The sequence below is a fragment of the Pseudomonas sp. Tul2A7 genome, assembly GCF_054790505.1.
Map to the genome: position 1 here is coordinate 5152100 of NZ_CP186499.1, position 22997 is coordinate 5175096.

General features: G+C 60.3%; 13 protein-coding genes. 9 read left to right on the forward strand and 4 right to left on the reverse strand.

The annotated features are described in order from the left end of the window. Window positions 1-154: 154 nt before the first annotated feature. The 6 genes from ACOYXJ_RS23115 to ACOYXJ_RS23140 all read left to right on the forward strand — a co-directional run bounded on the left by ACOYXJ_RS23115 (window position 155) and on the right by ACOYXJ_RS23140 (window position 12590). Complete coding sequence (locus tag ACOYXJ_RS23115; RefSeq protein ID WP_150792616.1) at window positions 155-1462, forward strand: MdtA/MuxA family multidrug efflux RND transporter periplasmic adaptor subunit; 1308 nt, start codon at window positions 155-157, stop codon at window positions 1460-1462. Continuing rightward, the gene (locus tag ACOYXJ_RS23120) at window positions 1459-4560 is read left to right on the forward strand and encodes an MdtB/MuxB family multidrug efflux RND transporter permease subunit (protein ID WP_460371663.1); all 3102 of its coding nucleotides are present in this window, start codon (window positions 1459-1461) and stop codon (window positions 4558-4560) included. Before ACOYXJ_RS23115 ends, ACOYXJ_RS23120 begins: the two co-directional genes overlap by 4 nt. Before the next feature lie 142 nt (window positions 4561-4702). Further along, window positions 4703-7810 carry an efflux RND transporter permease subunit gene (locus tag ACOYXJ_RS23125; RefSeq protein WP_460371665.1) on the forward strand — a complete coding sequence of 1036 codons (3108 nt, stop codon included), beginning with the start codon at window positions 4703-4705 and terminating at the stop codon, window positions 7808-7810. Beyond that, window positions 7807-9279 carry an efflux transporter outer membrane subunit gene (locus tag ACOYXJ_RS23130; RefSeq protein WP_150792619.1) on the forward strand — a complete coding sequence of 491 codons (1473 nt, stop codon included), beginning with the start codon at window positions 7807-7809 and terminating at the stop codon, window positions 9277-9279. The genes ACOYXJ_RS23125 and ACOYXJ_RS23130 overlap by 4 nt, the downstream gene beginning before the upstream one ends. Window positions 9280-9580: 301 nt before the next feature. Continuing rightward, the gene (locus tag ACOYXJ_RS23135) at window positions 9581-11662 is read left to right on the forward strand and encodes a putative bifunctional diguanylate cyclase/phosphodiesterase (protein ID WP_460371667.1); all 2082 of its coding nucleotides are present in this window, start codon (window positions 9581-9583) and stop codon (window positions 11660-11662) included. A 181-nt stretch (window positions 11663-11843) separates the two neighbouring features. Next, window positions 11844-12590 carry an SDR family oxidoreductase gene (locus ACOYXJ_RS23140; protein WP_095118727.1) on the forward strand — a complete coding sequence of 249 codons (747 nt, stop codon included), beginning with the start codon at window positions 11844-11846 and terminating at the stop codon, window positions 12588-12590. Between the two features lie 124 nt (window positions 12591-12714). On the opposite strand, the gene mapR is transcribed toward ACOYXJ_RS23140, so the two are convergent. The 3 genes from mapR to ACOYXJ_RS23155 all read right to left on the reverse strand — a co-directional run bounded on the left by mapR (window position 12715) and on the right by ACOYXJ_RS23155 (window position 16347). Next, on the reverse strand, window positions 12715-14124 hold the full coding sequence (mapR, locus tag ACOYXJ_RS23145; RefSeq protein WP_034155962.1) for a GntR family transcriptional regulator MpaR: 1410 nt from the start codon (window positions 14122-14124) through the stop codon (window positions 12715-12717). A 348-nt stretch (window positions 14125-14472) separates the two neighbouring features. Further along, the gene (gene ccoG, locus ACOYXJ_RS23150; protein WP_460371670.1) at window positions 14473-15903 is read right to left on the reverse strand and encodes a cytochrome c oxidase accessory protein CcoG; all 1431 of its coding nucleotides are present in this window, start codon (window positions 15901-15903) and stop codon (window positions 14473-14475) included. Between the two features lie 195 nt (window positions 15904-16098). Next, window positions 16099-16347: a DUF3203 family protein gene (locus tag ACOYXJ_RS23155; protein ID WP_064391076.1), complete on the reverse strand. Its 249-nt coding sequence runs from the start codon at window positions 16345-16347 to the stop codon at window positions 16099-16101. A 123-nt stretch (window positions 16348-16470) separates the two neighbouring features. On the opposite strand from ACOYXJ_RS23155, the gene ACOYXJ_RS23160 reads away from it, so the two are divergent. Continuing rightward, window positions 16471-16983, forward strand: a complete 513-nt coding sequence (locus ACOYXJ_RS23160; protein WP_371043827.1) for an MgtC/SapB family protein — start codon at window positions 16471-16473, stop codon at window positions 16981-16983. A 129-nt stretch (window positions 16984-17112) separates the two neighbouring features. On the opposite strand, the gene ACOYXJ_RS23165 is transcribed toward ACOYXJ_RS23160, so the two are convergent. Further along, the gene (locus ACOYXJ_RS23165) at window positions 17113-17271 is read right to left on the reverse strand and encodes a hypothetical protein (RefSeq protein WP_016985118.1); all 159 of its coding nucleotides are present in this window, start codon (window positions 17269-17271) and stop codon (window positions 17113-17115) included. Between the two features lie 217 nt (window positions 17272-17488). Here ACOYXJ_RS23165 and ACOYXJ_RS23170 point away from each other — a divergent pair, with 217 nt between their 5' ends. Continuing rightward, window positions 17489-19483 carry an alpha-1,4-glucan--maltose-1-phosphate maltosyltransferase gene (locus tag ACOYXJ_RS23170; RefSeq protein ID WP_460371672.1) on the forward strand — a complete coding sequence of 665 codons (1995 nt, stop codon included), beginning with the start codon at window positions 17489-17491 and terminating at the stop codon, window positions 19481-19483. Between the two features lie 170 nt (window positions 19484-19653). Beyond that, window positions 19654-22995 (forward strand): maltose alpha-D-glucosyltransferase, encoded by a 3342-nt coding sequence (gene treS, locus ACOYXJ_RS23175; RefSeq protein ID WP_150792623.1) that lies wholly within the window; start codon window positions 19654-19656, stop codon window positions 22993-22995. Window positions 22996-22997 lie beyond the last annotated feature (2 nt).

The window sequence follows — 22997 nt, forward strand, 5'->3', positions numbered from 1 at the left end:
GCCTGGCCCTGTCCAGGCCGTTTTCATTTGTGTATCAGTGTTTTGCCTCACACCTTGAAACGTAAGGTGTAAGTAAATTGCCGGTAAAGCTGCTTTGCTAATTCCCCATCAGTGCTTATCGTTCAGCCTCCCGTAAAAGAAGCCCACGCGCCCAATGGTTAATCACTCCATGCAATCGTCTCCCCGTAACTCCCGTCGCTGGCTGATCAGCCTGCTTGTCCTGTTGGTGATCGCTGTCCTGTGCTGGAAATTCTGGCCTGCCGGCTCGAGTTCCAAGGAGGGCGCAGACAAGGCTGCGGCCGGGCACACCGGGCGTTCGGGAATGATGCGGCCGGGCTTCGGTGGCGGCGCCGGGCCAATTCCGGTGCGCGTGGCGCCGGCGGTTACCGGTGATTTCCCGCTGTATTACAAGGCGCTGGGTACGGTGACCGCGCTCAACACCATCAATGTGCGCAGCCGGGTGGGCGGCGAGCTGGTCAAGATCAATTTCGAAGAAGGCCAGATGGTCAAGGCCGGCGACCTGTTGGCCGAGATTGATCCACGTCCGTACCAGAACGCCTTGCTGCAGGCTGAAGGCACTTTGCTGCAGAATCAGGCACAACTGAAAAACGCCCAGGTTGACGTCGAGCGTTATCGCGGTCTGTACAAAGAGGACAGCATCGCCAAACAGACGCTGGACACCGCCGAAGCGCTGGTCGGTCAGTATCTGGGCACGGTCAAGACCAATCAGGCCGCGGTCAACGACGCCAAGCTCAATCTCGAATTCACCAAGATCCGCGCGCCGATTGCCGGCCGTGTTGGTCTGCGCCAGGTTGACGTCGGCAATCTTGTCACCGCCAACGACACCACGTTCCTCGCGGTGATCACCCAGACGCAACCGATCAGCGTCGCTTTCACCTTGCCGGAAAACAGCCTCGAAACCGTGCTAGCACGTTATCGCAGCGGCGCCAAGCTGCCGGCCGAAGCGTGGGATCGCGGCGACACCAAACTGCAAGCCACCGGCGTGCTGCAAAGCCTCGACAACCAGATCGACGTCGCCACCGGCACCCTGAAGTTCAAGGCCCGCTACGAAAACCGCGATCAGGCGCTGTTCCCCAATCAGTTCGTCAACGTGCACCTGCTGGCTGACACGCTGAAAGGTGTGGTGCTGGCACCGTCGGCGGCCATCCAGTTTGGCACCAACGGTACCTTCGTCTATGCGCTGGACGGCGACAAGAAAGTCACCATTCGCCAGTTGAAGATTGGTGCCAGCGACGGCGAAAACACCGTCATTACCGAAGGTCTGACTGCCGGCGACCGCGTGGTACTGGAAGGCACCGACCGCCTCAAGGAAGGCAGCGAAGTGGAAGTGGTCAACGACAGCAATCAGGTGCCGACCACGCCGACCGAACACCTGCAAGGCAAATCTGCCGCCACCCCGACTGACGCTGCTGTCACTGACAAGGCCAAGAAGGGCGCATGAACATTTCGCGGCTGTTCATCCTCCGACCGGTAGCCACCACCCTGAGCATGCTGGCCATTGTTCTGGCCGGCCTGATCGCTTACCGCCTGCTGCCGGTGTCGGCGCTGCCACAGGTCGATTACCCGACCATCCGCGTCATGACCTTGTATCCCGGCGCCAGCCCGGACGTGATGACCAGTGCCGTGACCGCGCCACTCGAGCGCCAGTTCGGGCAGATGCCGGGCCTCACGCAAATGGCCTCGACCAGCTCTGGCGGTGCGTCGGTGTTGACCCTGCGCTTCAGCCTCGACATCAACATGGACGTCGCCGAACAACAGGTGCAAGCCGCGATCAACGCCGCGACCAATTTGCTGCCGACCGATTTGCCGGCACCGCCGGTGTACAACAAGGTTAACCCGGCGGACACCCCGGTGCTGACCCTGGCGATCACCTCGAAAACCATGTTGCTGCCCAAGCTCAATGACCTCGTCGATACGCGCATGGCGCAGAAAATCGCCCAGATCAGCGGCGTCGGCATGGTCAGCATTGCCGGTGGTCAGCGTCAGGCCGTGCGCATCAAGGTCAACCCGGAAGCGTTGGCCGCCAACAGCCTGAACCTGTCGGACGTGCGCACCTTGATCGGCGCCTCTAACGTCAACCAGCCGAAAGGCAACTTCGACGGCCCGACGCGGGTGTCGATGCTCGACGCCAACGACCAACTGACCTCGCCCGAGGACTACGCCAACCTGATCCTCGCCTACAAGAACGGCGCGCCGCTACGGCTCAAGGACGTTGCGGAAATCGTCGATGGCGCCGAGAACGAACGCCTCGCTGCGTGGGCCAACCTGAATCAGGCCGTGTTGCTGAACATCCAGCGTCAGCCGGGCGCCAACGTGATCGAGGTGGTCGACCGCATCAAGGCGCTGCTGCCGAGCATCACCGACAACCTGCCGGCCGGTCTCGATGTCACCGTGCTGACCGACCGCACGCAAACCATCCGTGCTTCGGTCACCGACGTACAACACGAGTTGCTGATCGCCATCGCCCTGGTGGTGATGGTGACCTTCCTGTTCCTGCGCCGCGCCAGTGCGACGATCATTCCGTCGGTGGCCGTGCCGCTGTCGCTGATCGGCACCTTTGGCGTGATGTATCTGGCCGGGTTCTCGGTCAACAACCTGACCCTGATGGCCCTGACCATTGCCACCGGTTTTGTGGTCGACGACGCCATCGTCATGCTCGAGAACATCGCGCGCTTCATCGAAGAGGGCGACAGCCCGATGCAAGCCGCGCTCAAGGGCGCCAAGCAGATCGGCTTCACCCTGATCTCCTTGACCCTGTCGCTGATCGCGGTACTGATTCCGCTGTTGTTCATGGCGGACGTAGTCGGGCGGTTGTTCCGCGAGTTCGCCATCACTCTGGCCGTGGCGATTCTGATTTCACTGGTGGTCTCGCTGACCCTAACGCCGATGATGTGCGCGCGTCTGCTCAAGCGTGAGCCGGAAGCACATGAGCAGGGCCGTTTCTACCGTGCCAGCGGTGCTGTCATCGACTGGATGATCGCCGAGTATGGTCGGATGCTGCGCTGGGTGCTCAAGCACCAGCCACTGACCTTGCTGGTGGCTATCGGCACACTGGCGTTGACCGTGTTCCTCTATATGGTCGTGCCAAAGGGCTTCTTCCCGGTGCAGGACACTGGTGTGATTCAGGGCATTTCCGAGGCGCCGCAGTCGATTTCCTTCGCGGCAATGGGTGAACGCCAACAGGAATTGGCGAAAATCATTCTTGAAGATCCGGCGGTGCAGAGCCTGTCGTCCTACATCGGTGTCGACGGCGATAACGCCACGCTCAACAGCGGCCGCTTGCTGATCAACCTCAAGCCCCATGGCGATCGCGATCTGAGCGCCACTGAAGTGATTGCGCGCCTGCAACCGCAACTGGACAAACTGGTCGGCATCCGCCTGTTTATGCAGCCGGTGCAGGACCTTACCATCGAAGACCGTGTCAGCCGCACGCAATACCAGTTCAGCATGTCTTCGCCGGATTCCGAACTGCTCAGCCAGTGGAGCGGACGGCTGGTCGAAGCGCTGGCACTACGTCCGGAACTGACCGACGTTGCCAGTGATTTGCAGGACAAGGGTTTGCAGGTGTATCTGGTGATCGACCGCGATGCCGCGTCACGCCTCGGCGTCTCGGTGGCGAACATCACCGATGCGCTGTACGACGCGTTCGGCCAGCGGCAGATCTCGACCATTTACACCCAGGCCAGCCAATACCGCGTCGTGCTGCAGGCCCAGGCCGGGGAGAAGATCGGCCCGCAGGCGCTGGACCAGATTCACGTCAAAACCACTGATGGCGCACAGGTACGCCTGTCGAGCCTGGCCCATGTTGAAGAACGTCAGGCGCAACTGGCGATCACCCATATCGGCCAGTTCCCGGCAGTGATGATGTCGTTCAACCTCGCGCCCGGCGTGGCGCTGGGGCATGCAGTCGACATTATCGAACAGGTACAAAAGGACATCGGCATGCCGGTCGGCGTGCAGACCCAGTTCCAGGGTGCAGCGGAAGCCTTCCAAGCGTCGTTGTCGAGCACCTTGCTGCTGATTCTGGCGGCGGTGGTGACCATGTACATCGTGCTGGGCGTGTTGTACGAGAGCTATATCCACCCGATCACCATTCTGTCGACCTTGCCATCGGCGGCAGTCGGCGCCTTGCTGGCGTTGCTGCTCAGCGGCAATGATCTGGGCATGATCGCGATCATCGGTATCATTCTGCTGATCGGTATCGTGAAAAAGAACGCGATCATGATGATCGACTTCGCCCTCGATGCTGAACGCACCCAAGGCATGGCGCCGGAGCAGGCGATTTATCAGGCGGCGCTGCTGCGCTTCCGGCCAATTCTGATGACCACGCTGGCGGCGCTGTTTGGTGCGGTGCCGTTGATGCTCGCCACCGGTTCCGGGGCTGAACTGCGCCAGCCACTGGGGCTGGTGATGGTCGGCGGTCTGCTGGTGAGTCAGGTGCTGACGCTGTTCACCACGCCGGTGATCTACCTGTATTTCGACCGCCTCGGGCGACGCTTTGGCAAGACCAATGCGGATACCGAAGAGGTCTCGGTATGACTGTCCATACACATAACCCCTGTAGGAGTGAGCCTGCTCGCGATGAGGCCAGCACCTGCAACATCAATGTAAACAGACACACCGCTATCGCGAGCAGGCTCACTCCTACAGGGGATTGGTGTGAAGTCGGGGATCGCGGTCAATGAACCTCTCCGGTCCTTTCATCAAGCGTCCGGTCGCGACGATGCTGCTGAGCCTGGCGATCATGCTGCTCGGCGGGGTCAGCTTCGGTCTGTTGCCGGTTTCGCCACTGCCACAAATGGATTTCCCGGTGATCGTCGTGCAGGCCAGTCTGCCCGGTGCCAGCCCGGAGGTCATGGCGTCCACCGTGGCCACGCCGCTGGAGCGCTCATTCGGCGCGATCGCCGGCGTCAACACCATGAGCAGCCGCTCCAGTCAGGGTTCGACCCGGGTCATTCTGCAGTTTGACCTCGACCGCGATATCAACGGTGCCGCGCGGGAAGTGCAGGCGGCGATCAACGCTTCGCGCAACCTGTTGCCGAGCGGGATGCGCAGCATGCCGACCTACAAGAAGGTCAACCCGTCGCAGGCGCCGATCATGGTGCTGTCGCTGACCTCCGATGTGCTGGAAAAAGGCCAGCTCTACGATTTGGCTTCGACCATTCTTTCCCAGAGTCTGTCGCAGGTGCAGGGCGTCGGCGAAGTGCAGATCGGCGGCAGTTCGCTGCCGGCGGTGCGTATCGAACTCGAACCGCAGGCGCTGAACCAGTACGGCGTGGCGCTCGACGATGTGCGCAAGACCATCGCCGATGCCAACGTGCGCCGGCCCAAAGGTTCGGTTGAGGACGGTCAACGGTTGTGGCAGATCCAGGCCAATGACCAGTTGGAGAAAGCCAAGGACTACGAGTCGCTGATCATCCACTACGCCGACGGTGCTGCGCTGCGCCTCAAAGACGTGGCCAAGGTCAGCGACGGCGTCGAAGACCGCTACAACAGCGGCTTCTTCAACGATGACGCGGCCGTGCTGCTGGTGATCAACCGTCAGGCCGGCGCCAACATCATCGAGACGGTCAACGAGATCAAGGCACAGTTGCCGGCACTGCAAGCGGTGCTTCCGGCCAGCGTGAAGCTGAACCTGGCCATGGACCGCTCGCCGGTGATCAAGGCAACGTTGCACGAAGCCGAGATGACCTTGCTGATTGCCGTGGTGCTGGTGATTCTGGTGGTGTTCCTGTTTCTCGGTAACTTCCGCGCCTCGCTGATTCCGACATTGGCCGTACCGGTGTCGCTGGTCGGCACTTTTGCGGTGATGTACCTCTATGGCTTCTCGCTGAACAACCTGTCGCTGATGGCGCTGATTCTGGCCACCGGCCTGGTGGTGGACGACGCCATTGTTGTACTGGAGAACATCTCGCGGCATATCGACGAGGGCGTCAAACCGATGCAGGCCGCGTACCTCGGGGCCAAGGAAGTCGGTTTCACCTTGCTGTCGATGAACGTCTCGCTGGTGGCGGTGTTCCTGTCGATCCTGTTCATGGGCGGGATTGTCGAGAGCCTGTTTCGCGAGTTTTCCATTACCTTGGCCGCGGCCATCGTCGTGTCGCTGGTGGTTTCATTGACGCTGACGCCGATGCTCTGCGCCCGTTGGCTGAAACCGCACACACCGGGGCAGGAAAATCGTCTGCAACGCTGGAGTCGCCGCACCAACGACTGGATGGTCGGCAAATACGCCAGCAGCCTCGACTGGGTATTGCGCCACCGGCGCCTGACGCTGCTCAGCCTGCTGATCACCGTCGGCGTCAACGTTGCGTTGTACGTGGTGGTGCCGAAAACCTTCATGCCGCAGCAGGACACCGGCCAGTTGATCGGTTTCGTGCGCGGTGACGACGGCCTGTCGTTCAGTGTGATGCAGCCGAAAATGGAAATCTTCCGCCGCGCCGTGCTCAAGGACGAAGCGGTGGAAAGTGTCGCCGGGTTCATCGGCGGCAGCAACGGCACCAACAACGCTTTTATGCTGGTGCGTCTGAAGCCGATCAAGGAGCGCCAGCTCAACGCGCAGAAAGTCATCGAACGCCTGCGCAAGGAAATGCCCAAGGTGCCCGGCGCGCAATTGATGCTGATGGCCGATCAGGATCTGCAATTTGGCGGTGGTCGCGAGCAGACCACGTCGCAGTACAGCTACATCCTGCAAAGTGGCGATCTGGGCGAGTTACGCAAGTGGTATCCAAAAGTGGTTGCCGCGTTAAGGGCGTTGCCTGAGCTGACCGCGATCGACGCGCGCGAAGGCAAGGGTGCCCAGCAAGTGACGTTGATCGTCGACCGCGATCAGGCCAAGCGCCTGGGGATCGACATGGACATGGTTACCTCGGTGTTGAACAACGCCTACAGCCAGCGGCAGATTTCGACGATCTATGACAGCCTCAACCAGTATCAGGTGGTGATGGAGGTCAATCCGAAATACGCCCAGGACCCGGTGACGCTCAAGCAGGTTCAGGTGATCACCGCTGATGGTGCGCGGGTACCGCTGTCGACGATCGCACATTATGAGAGCAGCCTGGAAGATGACCGCGTCAGCCACGAAGGCCAGTTCGCCTCCGAAGACATTTCCTTCGACATGGCCGAAGGCGTGACGGTGGAGCAGGGCAGTGCCGCCATCGAACGGGCGATTGCCAAGTTGGGTCTGCCGGAAGATGTCATCGCGAAAATGGCCGGTACCGCTGACGCTTTTGCCGCGACGCAGAAGAGCCAGCCGTTCATGATTCTGGGGGCGCTGTTGGCGGTGTATCTGGTATTGGGCGTGCTGTATGAAAGCTACATCCATCCGCTGACGATCCTGTCGACCCTGCCGTCGGCCGGTGTTGGCGCGTTGCTGTCGATCTATGCGCTGGGCGGCGAGTTCAGCCTGATCTCGTTGCTCGGGTTGTTCCTGCTGATTGGCGTGGTGAAGAAAAACGCCATTCTGATGATCGACCTCGCGTTGCAATTGGAACGGCATCAAGGTCTGTCGCCGCTGGAGTCGATCCGCAGCGCCTGTCTGCAACGCTTGCGCCCGATTCTGATGACCACCCTGGCGGCGATTCTCGGTGCCTTGCCGCTACTGCTCAGCCGGGCCGAAGGCGCGGAAATGCGCCAGCCGCTCGGTTTGACCATCATCGGCGGGCTGATTTTCAGCCAGGTGCTGACGCTTTACACCACGCCTGTGGTTTACCTCTATCTCGACAAGCTGCGCCATCGTTTCAACAAATGGCGTGGCGTGCGTACTGACGCCGCTCTGGAAACTCCGCTATGACTGACCGTTCGCTTTTCAATCTGGCCACCGTTCGAGGCTCGCGTCTGCTGAGCCTGTCGCTGTGCGTGGCGATGCTTAGTGCCTGCGCTGTCGGCCCGGACTACCAGCGTCCGCAAACCGCTGAGATCGCTCAGTACAAAGAAGCCGAGGGCTGGACCCAAGCCAACCCGAGCGATTCGCTGGCCCGTGGCGCCTGGTGGGAGTTGTACGGCGATCAGCAGCTCAACGGCTTGATCGAACGCCTGAACAATTCCAACCAGACCGTTGCACAGTCGGAAGCCCAGTACCGTCAGGCCCAGGCGTTGGTGCGCAGTGCGCGCGGGGCGTTTTATCCCAGCGTTGACTTGAGCTTGGGCAAGACCCGCTCCAGTCAGGGCACCGGCAGCAGCAGTTCGAGTTTGAGCAGTTCCTCCAGCGGTATCCGCGACACCTATAACGCCGAACTGGGCGTCAGTTGGGAAGCAGACGTGTGGGGCAAGCTGCGTCGTGGACTGGAAGCCGATGAGGCCAGCGCCCAGGCCAGTTTTGCCGATCTGGCCGCCATGCGCCTGAGCCAGCAGTCGGAGCTGGTGCAGAACTACCTGCAACTGCGCGTGATCGACCAGCAGAAACGCTTGCTCGAAGCCACGGTCGCCGCCTATGAACGCTCGCTGAAAATGACTCAGAACCAGTACCGCGCTGGCGTCTCCGGGCGCGATGCGGTGGCCCAGGCGCAGACACAACTGAAAAGCACCCAGGCCGATCTGGTCGATCTGATCTGGCAACGCGCGCAGTTCGAAAATGCGATTGCCGTACTGACCGGGCAAGCACCGGCGGATTTCAACATTGCCGAAGTGCAGACCATTCCGAAGTTGCCGCAGGTGCCGTTGAGTCTGCCGTCGCAGCTGTTGGAGCGCCGCCCGGACATTGCTTCGGCCGAGCGCTCGGTGATCGCCGCCAACGCCAACATCGGTGTGGCCAAAGCCGCGTATTACCCGGATCTGAGCCTGAGCCTGAGCGGCGGTTACAGCAGCAGTACCTCGCAGAACCTGATCAGCCTGCCGAACCGCTTCTGGTCGGTCGGGCCGAAACTGGCACTGCCGCTGTTTGACGGTGGCATACGTTCGGCGGAAGTCGACCGCACCGAGGCGGTGTACGACCAGACCGTGGCCAAGTACCGCCAGACCGTGCTCGACGGTTTCCGCGAGGTGGAAAACTACCTGGTGCAGCTCAAGGTCTACGAAGACGAAGCGGCGGTGCGCCAGGAGGCCCTCGACGCCGCCCGCGATTCCCTGCGCCTGACAGAGAACCAGTACAAGGCCGGTCTGATTGCTTACATCGATGTGGTGGTAGTACAAGCCACGGCACTGAGCAACGAGCGCAGCGTGCTGAACATTCTGCAAAGCCGCTTGATTGCCAGCGTGCAACTGATCGCGGCGCTGGGCGGCGGTTGGGATGGGCAGCTGGATGTCAGCGATAACACCCGCTGAAGGCTGGCTTCACTGATCATTCCCACGCTCCGCGTGGGAATGCAGCCCGGGACGCTCCGCGTCCCATCCAGAGTCGAACGCAGAGCGTCCGCTGAGGCATTCCCACGCAGAGCGTGGGAACGATCGGGTAAAGCCGTGAGCGCCGGGCCAGAGCCTTGCTGAACGATCAAGCAAGCGTTTCATCGGCTTGATGGCCAATTGCTTACTTTGTCAGTGCGTTCTTCTGCGCAATCAGTACAATCGCCGCATTTGCCCGACCGAGAATGGACGCAGTCCGCGTTGGGTGGTCACGAGAAATCCCATGCTCATCGGTAGTTATTCCTCCACCCTGGTTTTCATTTCGTTGTGCGTGGCGATTCTCGCTTCGTACACCGCGCTCGACCTCACCGGTCGCATTGCTACGGCCAAGGGCCGTGCGGTGCATTTCTGGACCGCCGGCGGTGCGTTTGCCATGGGCATCGGCGTGTGGTCGATGCATTTCATTGGCATGCTCGCCTTCAAGCTGCCGATCGATCTGGGCTACGACATCACTCTGACCGCGCTGTCACTGTTGATCGCGGTGTTGTCCTGCGGGTTTGCCTTGTGGCTGGTCAGCCAGCCGAAACTGCCGATTCTGCAACTGGCGTTCGGCGCGCTGATCATGGGCGCCGGCATCAGTGCCATGCACTACACCGGCATGGCGGCGATGCGCATGACCCCGGGAATCGACTACGACCCGACACTGTTTGGCGCCTCGTTGCTGATCGCCGTGGGTGCGTCGGCGGCGGCGCTGTGGATCGCCTTTCGCCTGCGTCAGCACTCTCCTTATGTGCGCCTGATTCGTGGCGGCGCAGCGATCATCATGGGCATCGCCATTGTCGGCATGCATTACACCGGCATGGCCGCCGCGCAGTTCCCCGACGGCAGTTTCTGTGGCGCTACCGTCAATGGCTTGAAGGGCAATGGCCTCGATAGCCTGGTGTTGATCACCACGCTGGCGGTTCTGTCGATTGCCTTGCTGACCTCGATTCTCGACGCGCGCCTCGAAGCGCGTACCGCTGATCTCGCCCACTCGTTGACCGTGGCCAACCGCGAACTCACGCAACTGGCCTTGCACGACACCCTGACCGGCCTGCCGAACCGCATGTTGCTGGACGACCGGATCAATCAGGCGATGAAAAAGGTCCATGAGCAGGGCGGTTGTTTTGCCTTGATGTTCATTGATCTGGACGGCTTCAAACCGGTCAATGATGCATTCGGTCACCACATGGGCGATCAGTTGTTGCGCGAAGTCGGCGTGCGTTTGCGTGAAGACTTGCGCAGCCTGGACACACTGGCGCGCATCGGTGGCGATGAATTCGTGTTGCTGGTGCGTCTGAGCGAACCCAATGATGCGCTGGGACTGGCCGCGCGTCAGGTCGGTCTGATCGCGCAATCATTCCGCGTCGCCGAACATGACTTGCAGATTTCCGCCAGCGTAGGCATCGCCCTGTATCCGGGCAATGGCCAGACCGCGCAGGAACTGCTGATGAATGCCGACGCGGCGATGTACCACGCCAAGGGTGGCGGCAAAAACGGTTACAGCTTTTTCGACGCGTCGATGAACAACAACGCGCGCAAGCAGTTGCAGTTGTTGCAGGACCTGCGCGCAGCGCTGGAACATAACCAGTTCAGCCTGCATTACCAACCCAAGTTCGACGCCGCCAATGGCCGTCCGGTCGGGGCCGAGGCGCTGTTGCGCTGGCAACACCCGATCCACGGCATGCTGATGCCGGACAAGTTTATCGACCTGGCCGAGAAGTCCGGGCTGATCATCCCGATCGGCGACTGGGTGCTCAATGAAGCCTGTCGGCAGATGCGCGAGTGGTTCGTGCTCGGTTACACCGATTGGCGCATCGCGGTGAACCTGTCGGCGCTGCAGTTCTGCCACACCGGGCTGGTGCGCAGTGTGGCCAAGGCGCTGGCCACTCACCACTTGCCGGCCAACAGCCTGACCCTGGAAATCACCGAAACCACGGCGATGAGCGATGCCGACGCGAGCATGACGGTGTTGCAGGAGTTGTCGGACATGGGCGTCGACCTGTCGATCGATGACTTTGGCACCGGGTATTCGAGCCTGATGTACCTCAAGCGTCTGCCGGCCAATGAGCTGAAGATCGACCGTGGCTTTGTGCGCGATCTGGAGCATGACAGTGATGATGCAGCGATTGTTTCGGCGATCGTTGCGTTGGGGCAGGCGCTGGGTTTGCGCATTGTCGCCGAAGGTGTTGAAACTGGTGTGCAGCAGGCGTTTCTGACTGAGCTGGGGTGTGATTCGTTGCAGGGTTATCTGCTCGGGCATCCGATGCCGGCGGACAAATTCATGCAGGATATTGCGTGCGGCAAGCAGGTGGCGGCGGTCTGATTGACCGCGTTATCGTTCTTCGCGAGCAGGCTCGCTCGCAGATTTGGAATGCACACCCCTGTGGGAGCGAGCTTGCTCGCGGAGGCGTCCGGCCCGACACAACAGACCTCATGCAAAACCCGTCAATGGCGGTTATTCTTCCCCCCGACTGTTACGTGTGCATCGGGGGAGAAAGGCCAGCATGGATAAAGTCATTGTGATCACCGGCGGCGGGCGCGGGATTGGCGCCGCTACGGCGTTGTTGGCTGCCGAGCAAGGCTATCGGATCTGCATCAACTACCAGTCGGATGAGCAAGCTGCGCAAAGCGTGCTGGAGCAAGTCCGCGCATTGGGCGCCCAGGCCATCGCCGTGCGCGCCGACGTCAGCATCGAAGACGAAGTGATCGCGCTGTTCCAGCGGGTCGACACCGAGTTGGGCCGGGTCACCGCACTGGTGAACAACGCTGGCACCGTCGGGCAAAAGTCGCGGGTCGACGAAATGTCCGAATTCCGCATTCTGAAAATCATGAAAACCAATGTTCTGGCGCCGATCCTCTGCGCCAAGCACGCGATCCTGCGCATGTCGCCCAAGCACGGCGGGCAGGGCGGCAGTATCGTCAACGTGTCGTCGGTGGCCTCGCGTCTTGGCTCGCCCAACGAATACGTCGATTACGCGGCCTCCAAAGGTGCGCTCGATACTTTCACCATCGGTTTGTCCAAGGAGGTGGCGGGCGAAGGGATTCGGGTCAACGCGGTGCGCCCGGGTTACATCTACACCGATTTCCATGCCTTGAGTGGCGATCCGGATCGGGTTAGCAAGCTGGAATCGGCAATTCCAATGGCCCGTGGCGGGCGGCCGGATGAGGTGGCGGAGGCGATTGTCTGGTTGTTGTCGGATAAGGCGTCGTATGCGACCGGGACATTTGTTGATTTGGGGGGTGGGCGTTAAGTCCAGAGAGTTTCGCTGTCAGGTCGGCCCTCTTCGCGAGCAGGCTCACTCCTACATTTGGAGTGCGTTCCACTGTAGGAGTGAGCCTGCTCGCGATAGCTGTAGCCCAGACAACACAGGACTGTCAGAACGACCGCACAATCCGCCCCAACGTCTCCATGGCCTTTTCCGAATCCTCAGTCCAAGGACTGCCATAGTTCAACCGAATACAATTCCTGAACCGCTGCGTCGGCGAGAAAATCGGCCCCGGCGCAATGCTGATACCTTGCGCCAGTGCCATCTGAAACAACTTCAGCGAATCCATCTGCGGTGGCAGTTCCAGCCACAAAAAGTAGCCGCCGGCCGGTTGGCTGACCCGCGTCTGCGCCGGGAAGTAACGGGCAATCGCGGCGAGCATCGCGCTCTGCTGTTCTTCCAGTGCGTAGCGCAGTTTGCGCAGATGCCGATCGTAGCCGCCGTGTTGCAGATAGTCGGCAATCGCTGCTTGCGCGGGCATTGAGGCGCACAGCGAGGTCATCAGTTTCAGCCGCTCGATTTTCTGCGCATAACGCCCGGCGGCGACCCAGCCGATGCGATAGCCGGGGGCCAGGCTCTTGGCGAACGAGCCGCAGTGCATCACCAGACCTTCAGTATCGAAAGCCTTGGCCGGTTTCGGTGCTTGTTGTCCGTAATAGAGTTCGGCGTAGACGTCGTCTTCGATCAACGGCACCTGATGGCGCCGTAGCAGTTCGACCAGTTCCTGTTTTTTCGCTTCGGGCATGGTTGCGCCCATCGGGTTCTGGAAACTGGTCATGCACCAGCAGGCCTTGATCGGGTGGCGTTCCAGGGTTTGCGCGAGCACGCCGAGGTCGATGCCGTCGCGTGGATGCACGGGGATTTCCACGGCTTTGAGCTTCAGCCGCTCGAGTACTTGCAGGCTGGCGTAGAACGCCGGGGCTTCGATGGCCACCAGATCGCCGGGTTCGGTGACGGCTTGCAGGCACAGGTTCAGCGCTTCGAGGGCGCCGTTGGTGATCAGCAATTCTTCCATCGGCAGCATCAAGCCACCGACCATATAGCGCAGGGCGATTTGCCGGCGCAGTTGCGGATTGCCCGGCGACATGTCGGTGACGACCATGCGCGGGTCCATCTCGCGGGCGGCGCTGGCCAGCGAACGCGACAGGCGTTGCAGCGGGAATAGGGTCGGGCTGGGGAATGCCGAGCCGAAGGGGATCGTGCTCGGGTCTTTGATCGAATCGAGGACCGAGAACACCAGTTCGCTGACGTCGACTTCGGTGGAGTCGTTGACGTGGCTGCTGATCACCGGCTCCGAGAACGGGCTCGGCGCATGGGTGTTGACGAAGTACCCGGAGCGCGGCCGCGCGCGGATGAGGCCGCGGCGTTCGAGCAGGTAATAGGCCTGGAACACCGTGGACGGGCTGACGCCGTAGGTCTGGCTGGCGTAACGCACCGAAGGCACGCGCTGGCCGGGGCCGAGGACGCCGGAGCGGATCAGTTCAGCGATGTCGTCGGCGAATTTTTCGTAGCGTTTCATCGAGGAGCCTTGGTGCTGGTTGATGATGAGGTGTGTCAGGGGAACTGCCCCTCACCCTAGCCCTCTCCCAGAGGGAGAGGGGACCGATTGGGGGATGCTTGTGAACTACACCGACCTGAAAGTGCTTTGCTGAATCCGTAATCGACTCGGCCTGAAAGTGTTTTGCTGACTCCGTAATCGACCGGGCTTGATAGTGCTTTGCTGAATCCATAATCGATTCGGCCCGAAAGTGCTTTGCTGAATCCGTAATCGACTCGGTCTGTCAGGTCGATGTATAGCGACAGACACCTCGGTCGGCCCCCTCTCCCCCTGGGAGAGGGCTGGGGTGAGGGAGCGGATTCTAAGGGATCAACGATTCATCGGCGCCACAAACCTGCTCTTCGCCACGCTGTAAACCTCCGGCTCATCGCTGTCGGCAATCTTGAAACTCAAGGTCTGCGAGCTGCTGGCCGGGCGTTCCGTGGTCATCGCTACCGACACCGGCACGTCGACAATCTCACCCGGGGCCAGGCTCAGTTCGGTCTTGCCTTGCAACTGGAAGCCATCGCCCTCCACCAGCGTCAGGTTGTAGTCCTGGCGTTGCTGGGTCTTGTTGATGACTTTAAGGCTATAGATGTTTTCGATCTGGCCCTGACCGTTTTCACGGAACAAGCCGCGATCCTTGGTCACGTCCAGCGAGACCATCGGCCGTTCAACCAGCGCCAATGCCAATGCGCCAATCATCGCCACCAGCACCACGCTGTAGCCGATCAAACGCGGCCGCAGCAGATGGGTCTTGCCACCCTGCAATTCGTGCTCGGAACTGTAGCGGATCAAACCACGCGGGTAATTCATTTTGTCCATGATCGAGTCGCAGGCGTCGATGCACGCCGCACAGCCGATGCATTCCATCTGCAAGCCGTCGCGGATGTCGATGCCGGTCGGGCAGACCTGCACGCATAACTGGCAGTCGATGCAATCACCCAGGCCGGCCTCGAGCGGTTTCACGTCGCGTTTACGCGGGCCACGGTTTTCGCCACGGGCCACGTCGTAGGAAATCGTCAGGGTGTCCTTGTCGAACATCACGCTCTGGAACCGCGCATACGGACACATGTGCATGCACACCGCCTCGCGCAGCCAACCGGCGTTGATGTAAGTCGCAGCGGTGAAGAACAGCACCCAGAACAGGCTGACGCCGCCGATTTGCAGGGTCAGCAGTTCTTCGGCCAAGGGCCGGATCGGCGTGAAGTAACCGACGAAGGTCAGGCCAGTGAGCACACTGATCGCCAGCCACAGGGTGTGTTTGGCCGCGCGCCGGGCCAGTTTGTTCAGGCTCCACGGCGCGGCTTGCAGTTTGATCCGCTGGTTGCGTTCGCCTTCGGTGATCTTCTCGCACCACATGAAGATCCACGTCCACGAACTCTGCGGACAGGTGTAACCGCACCACACCCGGCCGGCGAACACAGTGATGGCGAACAGTCCGAACGCAGCGATGATCAGCAGCGCCGAGAGCAGAATGAAATCCTGCGGCCAGAACGTCGCGCCGAAGATGTGGAATTTGCTTTCGGAAAGATCCCAGAGCACCGCCTGACGTCCACCCCAGTTCAGCCACACGGTGCCGAAGAACAGCACGAACAGAAATCCCGCGCCGCTCATGCGCAGGGTGCGGAACAGACCGGTGAAGCTGCGGGTGTGGATCTGGTTGTCACTGGGCTTGGCCGTCGCCTTCATTGGGCGTGCGGGCACACTTTTAATGGTTGGCGTCGCTTCTACGGTTCGGACGGGGATTTGTTCGCTCATGGTTATTCGCTCATCAGCCTCCATCAGGCCAGAGCACTATGAGCGTCGATCTGTTTGCATAACAGACTCAGGTATTTCAATAAAAAGCGGATCAGATGCGATTTTGCGCAACGCCTGCGACAACTTGAAGCAACCCGCAGGCAAAGGCGCAAACGTCTATCGCAGACGTTTGCGCGGGGTGTTGATCAGGGTCAGTCAAATCACCGAATCACTCTCGTCGGCTTTCAGGTGTTTGCGTCCGTCCTTGGCACCTGCGACGGTCAAGGCGTCAGCTTCTTTTTCGCTGATGTAAACGCGTCGGCCTTCTATTTCCACGAACGACATGGATTTTTCGCTATCCGTCATGACTTCCAGGGTGTCGCAAATGCGAATTTCCTCGCCATGTTCAACGGTGAAAAAACACACTTTTTGTTCGGGGTTGGATTCATCGACTCGAAGGGGCATGAGGGCAGTCCTTTTTTCAGGGGTGTCTGAACGGTTAGGGCGCATGTTTCGCCGATCGTTCTGCGCAACTGATTAATGGTCGCCGCTGTCCATCGTTTATAGACCCTTTGAAAGGACTGCCGGATGAACGCGTGGTGGCATGAAGTGTGGGAAACCCTGCAGGCGGAGTTCGCCGACGTTGGCGATGCTTCGCAATTGACGCGCATTACCGTGCGCCTGCTGATGGCGGCGGTGCTGGGCGGGATTCTCGGGTTCGAACGTGAACACAAGGGCAAGGCTGCAGGGGTGCGCACGCATATGTTGGTGGCGCTCGGCGCCGCGCTGTTTGTGCTGGTGCCGCAGACGTCGGGGGCAGAGTCGGATGCGATGAGCCGCGTGGTGCAAGGGGTGATCGCCGGGATCGGCTTTCTCGGTGCCGGGACTATCCTGAAAAACAAGGAAGGCGATGAGGGCCATGTCAAAGGCCTGACCACGGCTGCCGGGTTGTGGATGACGGCGGCCATTGGTGTCGCGGCCGGGTTGGGGAGGGAAGCGACGGCGCTGCTCAGTACCTTTCTGGCGCTGGGGATTTTCAGCGTGATGCCGCGGATCGTAAAACTCTTCGAAAAAGAAGAGGAGAAGACTGATGACCACTGATCATTCCTGCGCCGGATGATCGTTCCCTCGCTCTGCGTAGGAATGCAGCCCGGGACGCTCCGCGTCCCTTCAGAGCCGAACGCAGAGCGTCCGATCAGGCATTCCCACGCGGAGCGTGGGAACGATCAGTTAGACGATGACTGGCGGCATCGTGCTAGGCGGTTCTTCTTTCGGCGGCGGTGTGGTGCCAGGTGGTTCCTGCTCTGGAATCGGCTGCGGCTCGGTCTCGGGCAAAGTGGGTTTGTCGATGTTCGGATCAGGCGTTTCGGCCGGGATCGGGATGTTCATCTGATGACCTCCGTGTGGCACATGGCGTGAGAAGTGCTTAAGTGGATTGACCACCCTGCACGCAATTCGATCCGCTTTTCTGACACGGTAATTTCATCTGAACTTTTCCCGGCGCCGGTCGCTCGGAACCTAAGTGAGTTCATTTCGGGGCAGGTGCTTCGTTGTGAACACTGATCCGGCACAAGAGCGTCCTTGGGGCGTTAAGGAGAGATGCTCAATGACTGCTGAAAGACCTTCTGAACTGAGCTACAACCCGCACATGCCGCTGTCGCAGGCGTTGCTGCTGCCGCGCATTGTCATTGAAAACACCATGCCGACGCTCGATGGCGGGCAGTTCGCCGTGAAGTCGATCGCCGGCCGTGAAGTGGTGGTCACCAGCAAGGTGTTTGCCGACGGTCACGACAAACTCGCGGTGCGCATCCGCTGGCGCGAGGAAGGCGAAGAAGCCTGGCAAAGCGAGGTCATGACCGATCAGGGCAATAACGGCTGGCAAGGCCAGTTTCGCCCGGAACATCAAGGGCGCTTCCTGTATTGCATCGAAGCGTGGATCGATCAATTCGCCAGTTTCCAGTATGAACTGGAGAAGAAGCACAACGCTGCCGTGCCCGTTTCGCTCGAGCTGCAGGAAGGCCGCAGCATGGTGCAACAGGCCGCCGAACGCAGCGAAGGTCAGCTCAGTGAACAGCTTGCCGCGTTGCACCACGAATTGTCCGGGCTGCTCGAAACCGAGCAGGTCGCGCTGTTTCTGCACTCGCGCAGTGCGCAGTTGATGGCTGAAGCCGATCATCGCGCCTACTTGAGCGTCAGTCCTGAGTTTCCCATGGACGTCGAGCGTGAACTGGCGGAATTTGCCAGTTGGTACGAACTGTTTCCGCGCTCGATCACCGACGATCCGCACCGGCACGGCACCTTCAATGACGTGCACGCGCGCTTGCCGATGATTCAGGACATGGGCTTCGACGTGCTGTACTTCACGCCGATCCACCCGATTGGCCGCGCCCATCGCAAGGGTCGCAACAATTCGCTGACCGCCGGCCCCGATGATCCCGGCAGTCCATATGCCATCGGCAGTGAGGAGGGCGGCCACGAGGCGATTCACTCGCAACTCGGCACCCGCGAAGACTTCCGCCGACTGGTGGCCGCTGCCGCCGATCATGGGTTGGAAATCGCCCTCGACTTCGCCATTCAGTGTTCCCAGGATCACCCGTGGCTCAAGCAGCATCCGGGCTGGTTCAACTGGCGCCCCGACGGCACGATCAAATACGCGGAAAACCCGCCGAAGAAATATCAGGACATCGTCAACGTCGACTTCTATGCGCCGGACGCCATTCCGAGTCTGTGGGTCGAATTGCGCGACATCGTCATCGGCTGGGTTGAGGAGGGCGTGAAGATCTTTCGCGTCGACAATCCACACACCAAACCGTTGCCGTTCTGGCAGTGGCTGATCGCCGATGTGCGGGCGCTGTACCCGGAGGTGATTTTTCTCGCGGAGGCCTTCACCACGCCAGCGATGATGGCGCGGCTAGGCAAGGTCGGTTACACCCAGAGCTACACCTATTTCACCTGGCGCAATAGCAAGGCTGAGCTGGCGACCTATTTCACCGAACTGAATGAATCGCCGTGGCGCGAATGCTACCGGCCGAATTTCTTCGTCAACACGCCCGATATCAACCCGGCGTTCCTGCACGAATCCGGACGTCCGGGTTTTTTGATCCGCGCCGCGCTGGCAACCATGGGTTCGGGCTTGTGGGGTATGTATTCGGGGTTCGAGCTGTGCGAGTCGGCGCCGGTGCCGGGCAAGGAGGAATACCTCGACTCGGAGAAATACGAGATCCGTGTCCGCGACTTCACAGCGCCGGGCAACATCATTGCCGAGATCGCCCAGCTCAACCGCATTCGCCGGCAGAACCCGGCGCTGCACACGCATTTGGGCCTGAAGATCTATAACGCGTGGAACGACAACATCCTGTATTTCGGCAAGCGCAGCTTTGACGGCAGCAATTTCATTCTGGTCGCAGTCAGCCTTGATCCGCACAACGTGCAGGAGGCGAATTTCGAATTGCCGCTGTGGGAAATGGGCCTGCCCGACGATGCGACGACCCACGGCGAAGACTTGATGAACGGGCATCGCTGGGACTGGCATGGCAAATACCAGTTCATGCGCCTGGACCCGGCGTACCAGCCGTTCGGCATCTGGCGAATCACTGCCTGAACACAGATCCCCCTGTGGGAGCGAGCCTGCTCGCGAAAGCAATTTTGCAGGCGACATTTTTGCTGAATGTTAATCCGCATTCGCGAGCAGGCTCGCTCCCACAGGTTGCTCATTGAGTTGGAGTCAGGTGATCGGCTCACGGCTTTTCTAGAATTGAACAGGAGTTTCACATGGCGAAGAAACCCAAGGCAGCCACCTTTATCAAAGACCCGCTCTGGTACAAGGACGCGGTGATCTATCAAGTTCACGTCAAATCGTTTTTCGACTCCAACAACGACGGCATCGGCGATTTTCCCGGCCTGATCGCCAAACTCGATTACATCGCCGACCTCGGCGTCAATACCATCTGGCTGTTGCCGTTCTATCCCTCGCCACGCCGCGATGACGGCTACGACATCGCCGAATACCGCGGCGTGCACAGCGATTACGGGACTATGGCCGACGCCAAGCGCTTTATCGCCGAAGCGCACAAACGCGGCTTGCGGGTGATTACCGAGCTGGTCATCAACCACACCTCGGACCAGCACCCGTGGTTCCAGCGTGCGCGCAAGGCCAAGCCCGGCTCGGCGGCGCGGGACTTCTATGTCTGGTCGGATGACGACCAGAAATACGACGGCACGCGAATCATTTTCCTCGACACGGAAAAGTCCAACTGGACCTGGGACCCGGTCGCTGGCCAGTACTTCTGGCACCGTTTCTATTCGCATCAGCCGGATCTGAATTTCGACAACCCGCAAGTGATGAAAGCCGTGTTGTCGGTGATGCGTTACTGGCTGGACATGGGTATCGATGGTCTGCGTCTCGACGCCATCCCGTACCTCATCGAGCGCGACGGCACCAACAACGAAAATCTTCCGGAAACCCACGACGTTCTCAAGCAGATTCGCGCGGAAATCGACGCCAACTACCCCGACCGCATGCTGCTCGCCGAGGCCAACCAATGGCCGGAAGATACTCAGCTGTACTTCGGTGATACCGATGCCGCGGGCCTTAACGGTGACGAATGCCACATGGCGTTCCACTTCCCGCTGATGCCGCGCATGTACATGGCGCTGGCTCAGGAAGATCGCTTCCCGATCACCGACATTTTGCGCCAGACCCCGGAAATTCCCGCCAATTGCCAATGGGCGATTTTCCTGCGCAACCACGATGAGCTAACGCTGGAGATGGTCACCGACAAAGAACGTGACTATCTATGGAATTACTACGCCGCTGATCGTCGCGCGCGGATCAACCTCGGTATTCGTCGGCGTCTGGCGCCGTTGATGGAGCGCGATCGCCGTCGCATCGAGCTGCTCAACAGTTTGCTGCTGTCGATGCCCGGCACGCCGACGTTGTATTACGGCGATGAAATCGGCATGGGCGACAACATCTATCTGGGTGACCGCGACGGCGTGCGTACGCCGATGCAATGGTCGATCGACCGTAACGGTGGCTTCTCCCGCGCCGACCCGGCGAGTCTGGTACTGCCGCCGATCATGGACCCGCAGTACGGTTATCTGTCGGTCAACGTCGAAACCCAGTCCGGCGATCCGCATTCGTTGTTGAACTGGACCCGACGCCTGCTGGCGGTGCGCAAACAGTCCAAGGCTTTTGGCCGTGGCACCTTGAAAATGCTCTCGCCGAACAACCGTCGCGTGCTGGCTTACACCCGCGAATTCACCGATGTCGACGGCAAACACGAAATCATCCTGTGCGTGGCCAACGTTTCGCGCAGTGCGCAAGCGGTGGAGCTGGATCTGTCGGCCTACGTCGGCATGGTGCCGGTGGAAATGCTTGGCGGTAATGCGTTCCCGCCGATTGGCCAGTTGAATTTCCTCCTGACCCTGGCGCCGTACGGTTTCTATTGGTTCGCTTTGGCGGCGGAAAACCAGATGCCGAGCTGGCACGTGGAACCGGCGCAGAGCCTGCCGGATTTCACCACGCTGGTGCTGAAAAAACGCATGGAAGAACTGCTGGAAGCGCCGTCACGGACGACGCTGGAGCAAAGCATTCTGCCGAGCTGGCTGCAGAACCGCCGCTGGTTCGCCGGCAAGGACGCGGCCATCGACAAAGTGCATCTGGCCTACGGCGTGCGTTTCGGCGATGCGCAGCATCCGGTGCTGCTCAGCGAGATCGAAGTCACCAGTGGCGGGCAGACCAGTCGCTATCAACTGCCGTTCGGCTTTATTGCCGAAGATCAGGTTGGCCCGGCGTTGCCGCAGCAATTGGCCTTGTCCCGTGTACGCCGTGTACGACAAGTCGGTCTGATCACCGACGCCTTCAGCCTCGAAGCGTTTATTCGTGCGGTGCTGCAAGGCATGCAGAACAACACGGTATTGGAGTCGAATGAGGGTGAAATCCGCTTTGCACCGACGCCGCATCTGGAAAAACTCGGCCTCGGTGCCGAGTCGGAAGTGCGTTATCTGTCCGCCGAGCAATCGAACAGTTCGGTGGTGATCGGCAACAGTCTGGTGCTCAAGCTGATACGTAAAGTCGCTTCTGGCGTACACCCGGAACTGGAGATGAGCGCTTACCTGACCGAGGCCGGATTTGCCAATATCTCTCCGCTGCTCGGCTCGGTTATCCGCCGCGATGCCAAGGGCGAGGACAATCTGCTGATGATCGCCCAAGGCTATCTGAGCAATCAGGGCGACGCCTGGGAATGGACGCAGAACAACCTCGAACGGGCGCTGCGCGATGAACTGGCCGATGCCATGTCCGAGCAGGAACAGCATTACAACGCCCTCGGTGAGCTGAGGGATTTTGCCGGCATGCTCGGTCAGCGTCTGGGTGAGATGCACAAGGTGCTCGCCGCGCCTACCGACAATGCCGACTTCGCGCCGCAGGTGTCGACGGCCAAGGACATGCAGGCGACGGGCAAGGATGTCGTGGCGCAGGTCGAGCACGCCTTGAAACTGCTCAAGCAGCATCAGGGTGAACTCAGCGCAGCGGATCAGAAACTGGTGAAGCGGCTGGTCGACGAGAAGAAAACCATCCTCGCCCACGTGCAGGATCTGGCGAAGAAAGCCGTCGGCGGTTTGCGCATTCGCGTCCACGGCGACTTGCATTTGGGCCAGGTGCTGGTGATCAAGGGCGATGCCTATCTGATCGACTTCGAGGGTGAACCGGCGCGGCCATTGAGCGAGCGCCGTGGCAAACACAGTCCTTACAAAGATGTCAGCGGTGTGCTGCGCTCCTTCGATTACGCAGCGGCGATGACGATCAACGTGCACAACGTTGACCATAGCGCCGAGTCTGAAACCGCGCGGCGTCTGGTCGCCGAGCGCTATCTGCGTGAGGCCCGTGAGGCATTTGTTCAGGCATATCGCCGCGCGGCAGCTAGTCTTGATCATGCTTGGCAGGATCCTGAAGGTGCCGACGCCGCGCTGGCGCTGTTCGGCCTGGAGAAGGCGGCCTATGAAGTGGCCTATGAAGCCGAAAATCGCCCCACGTGGCTGCCCGTGCCGTTGCACGGTTTGTACGGGTTATTGACGGGGCTTAAACCCTTTTCCGATCTTGGTGGAGAGTAGTC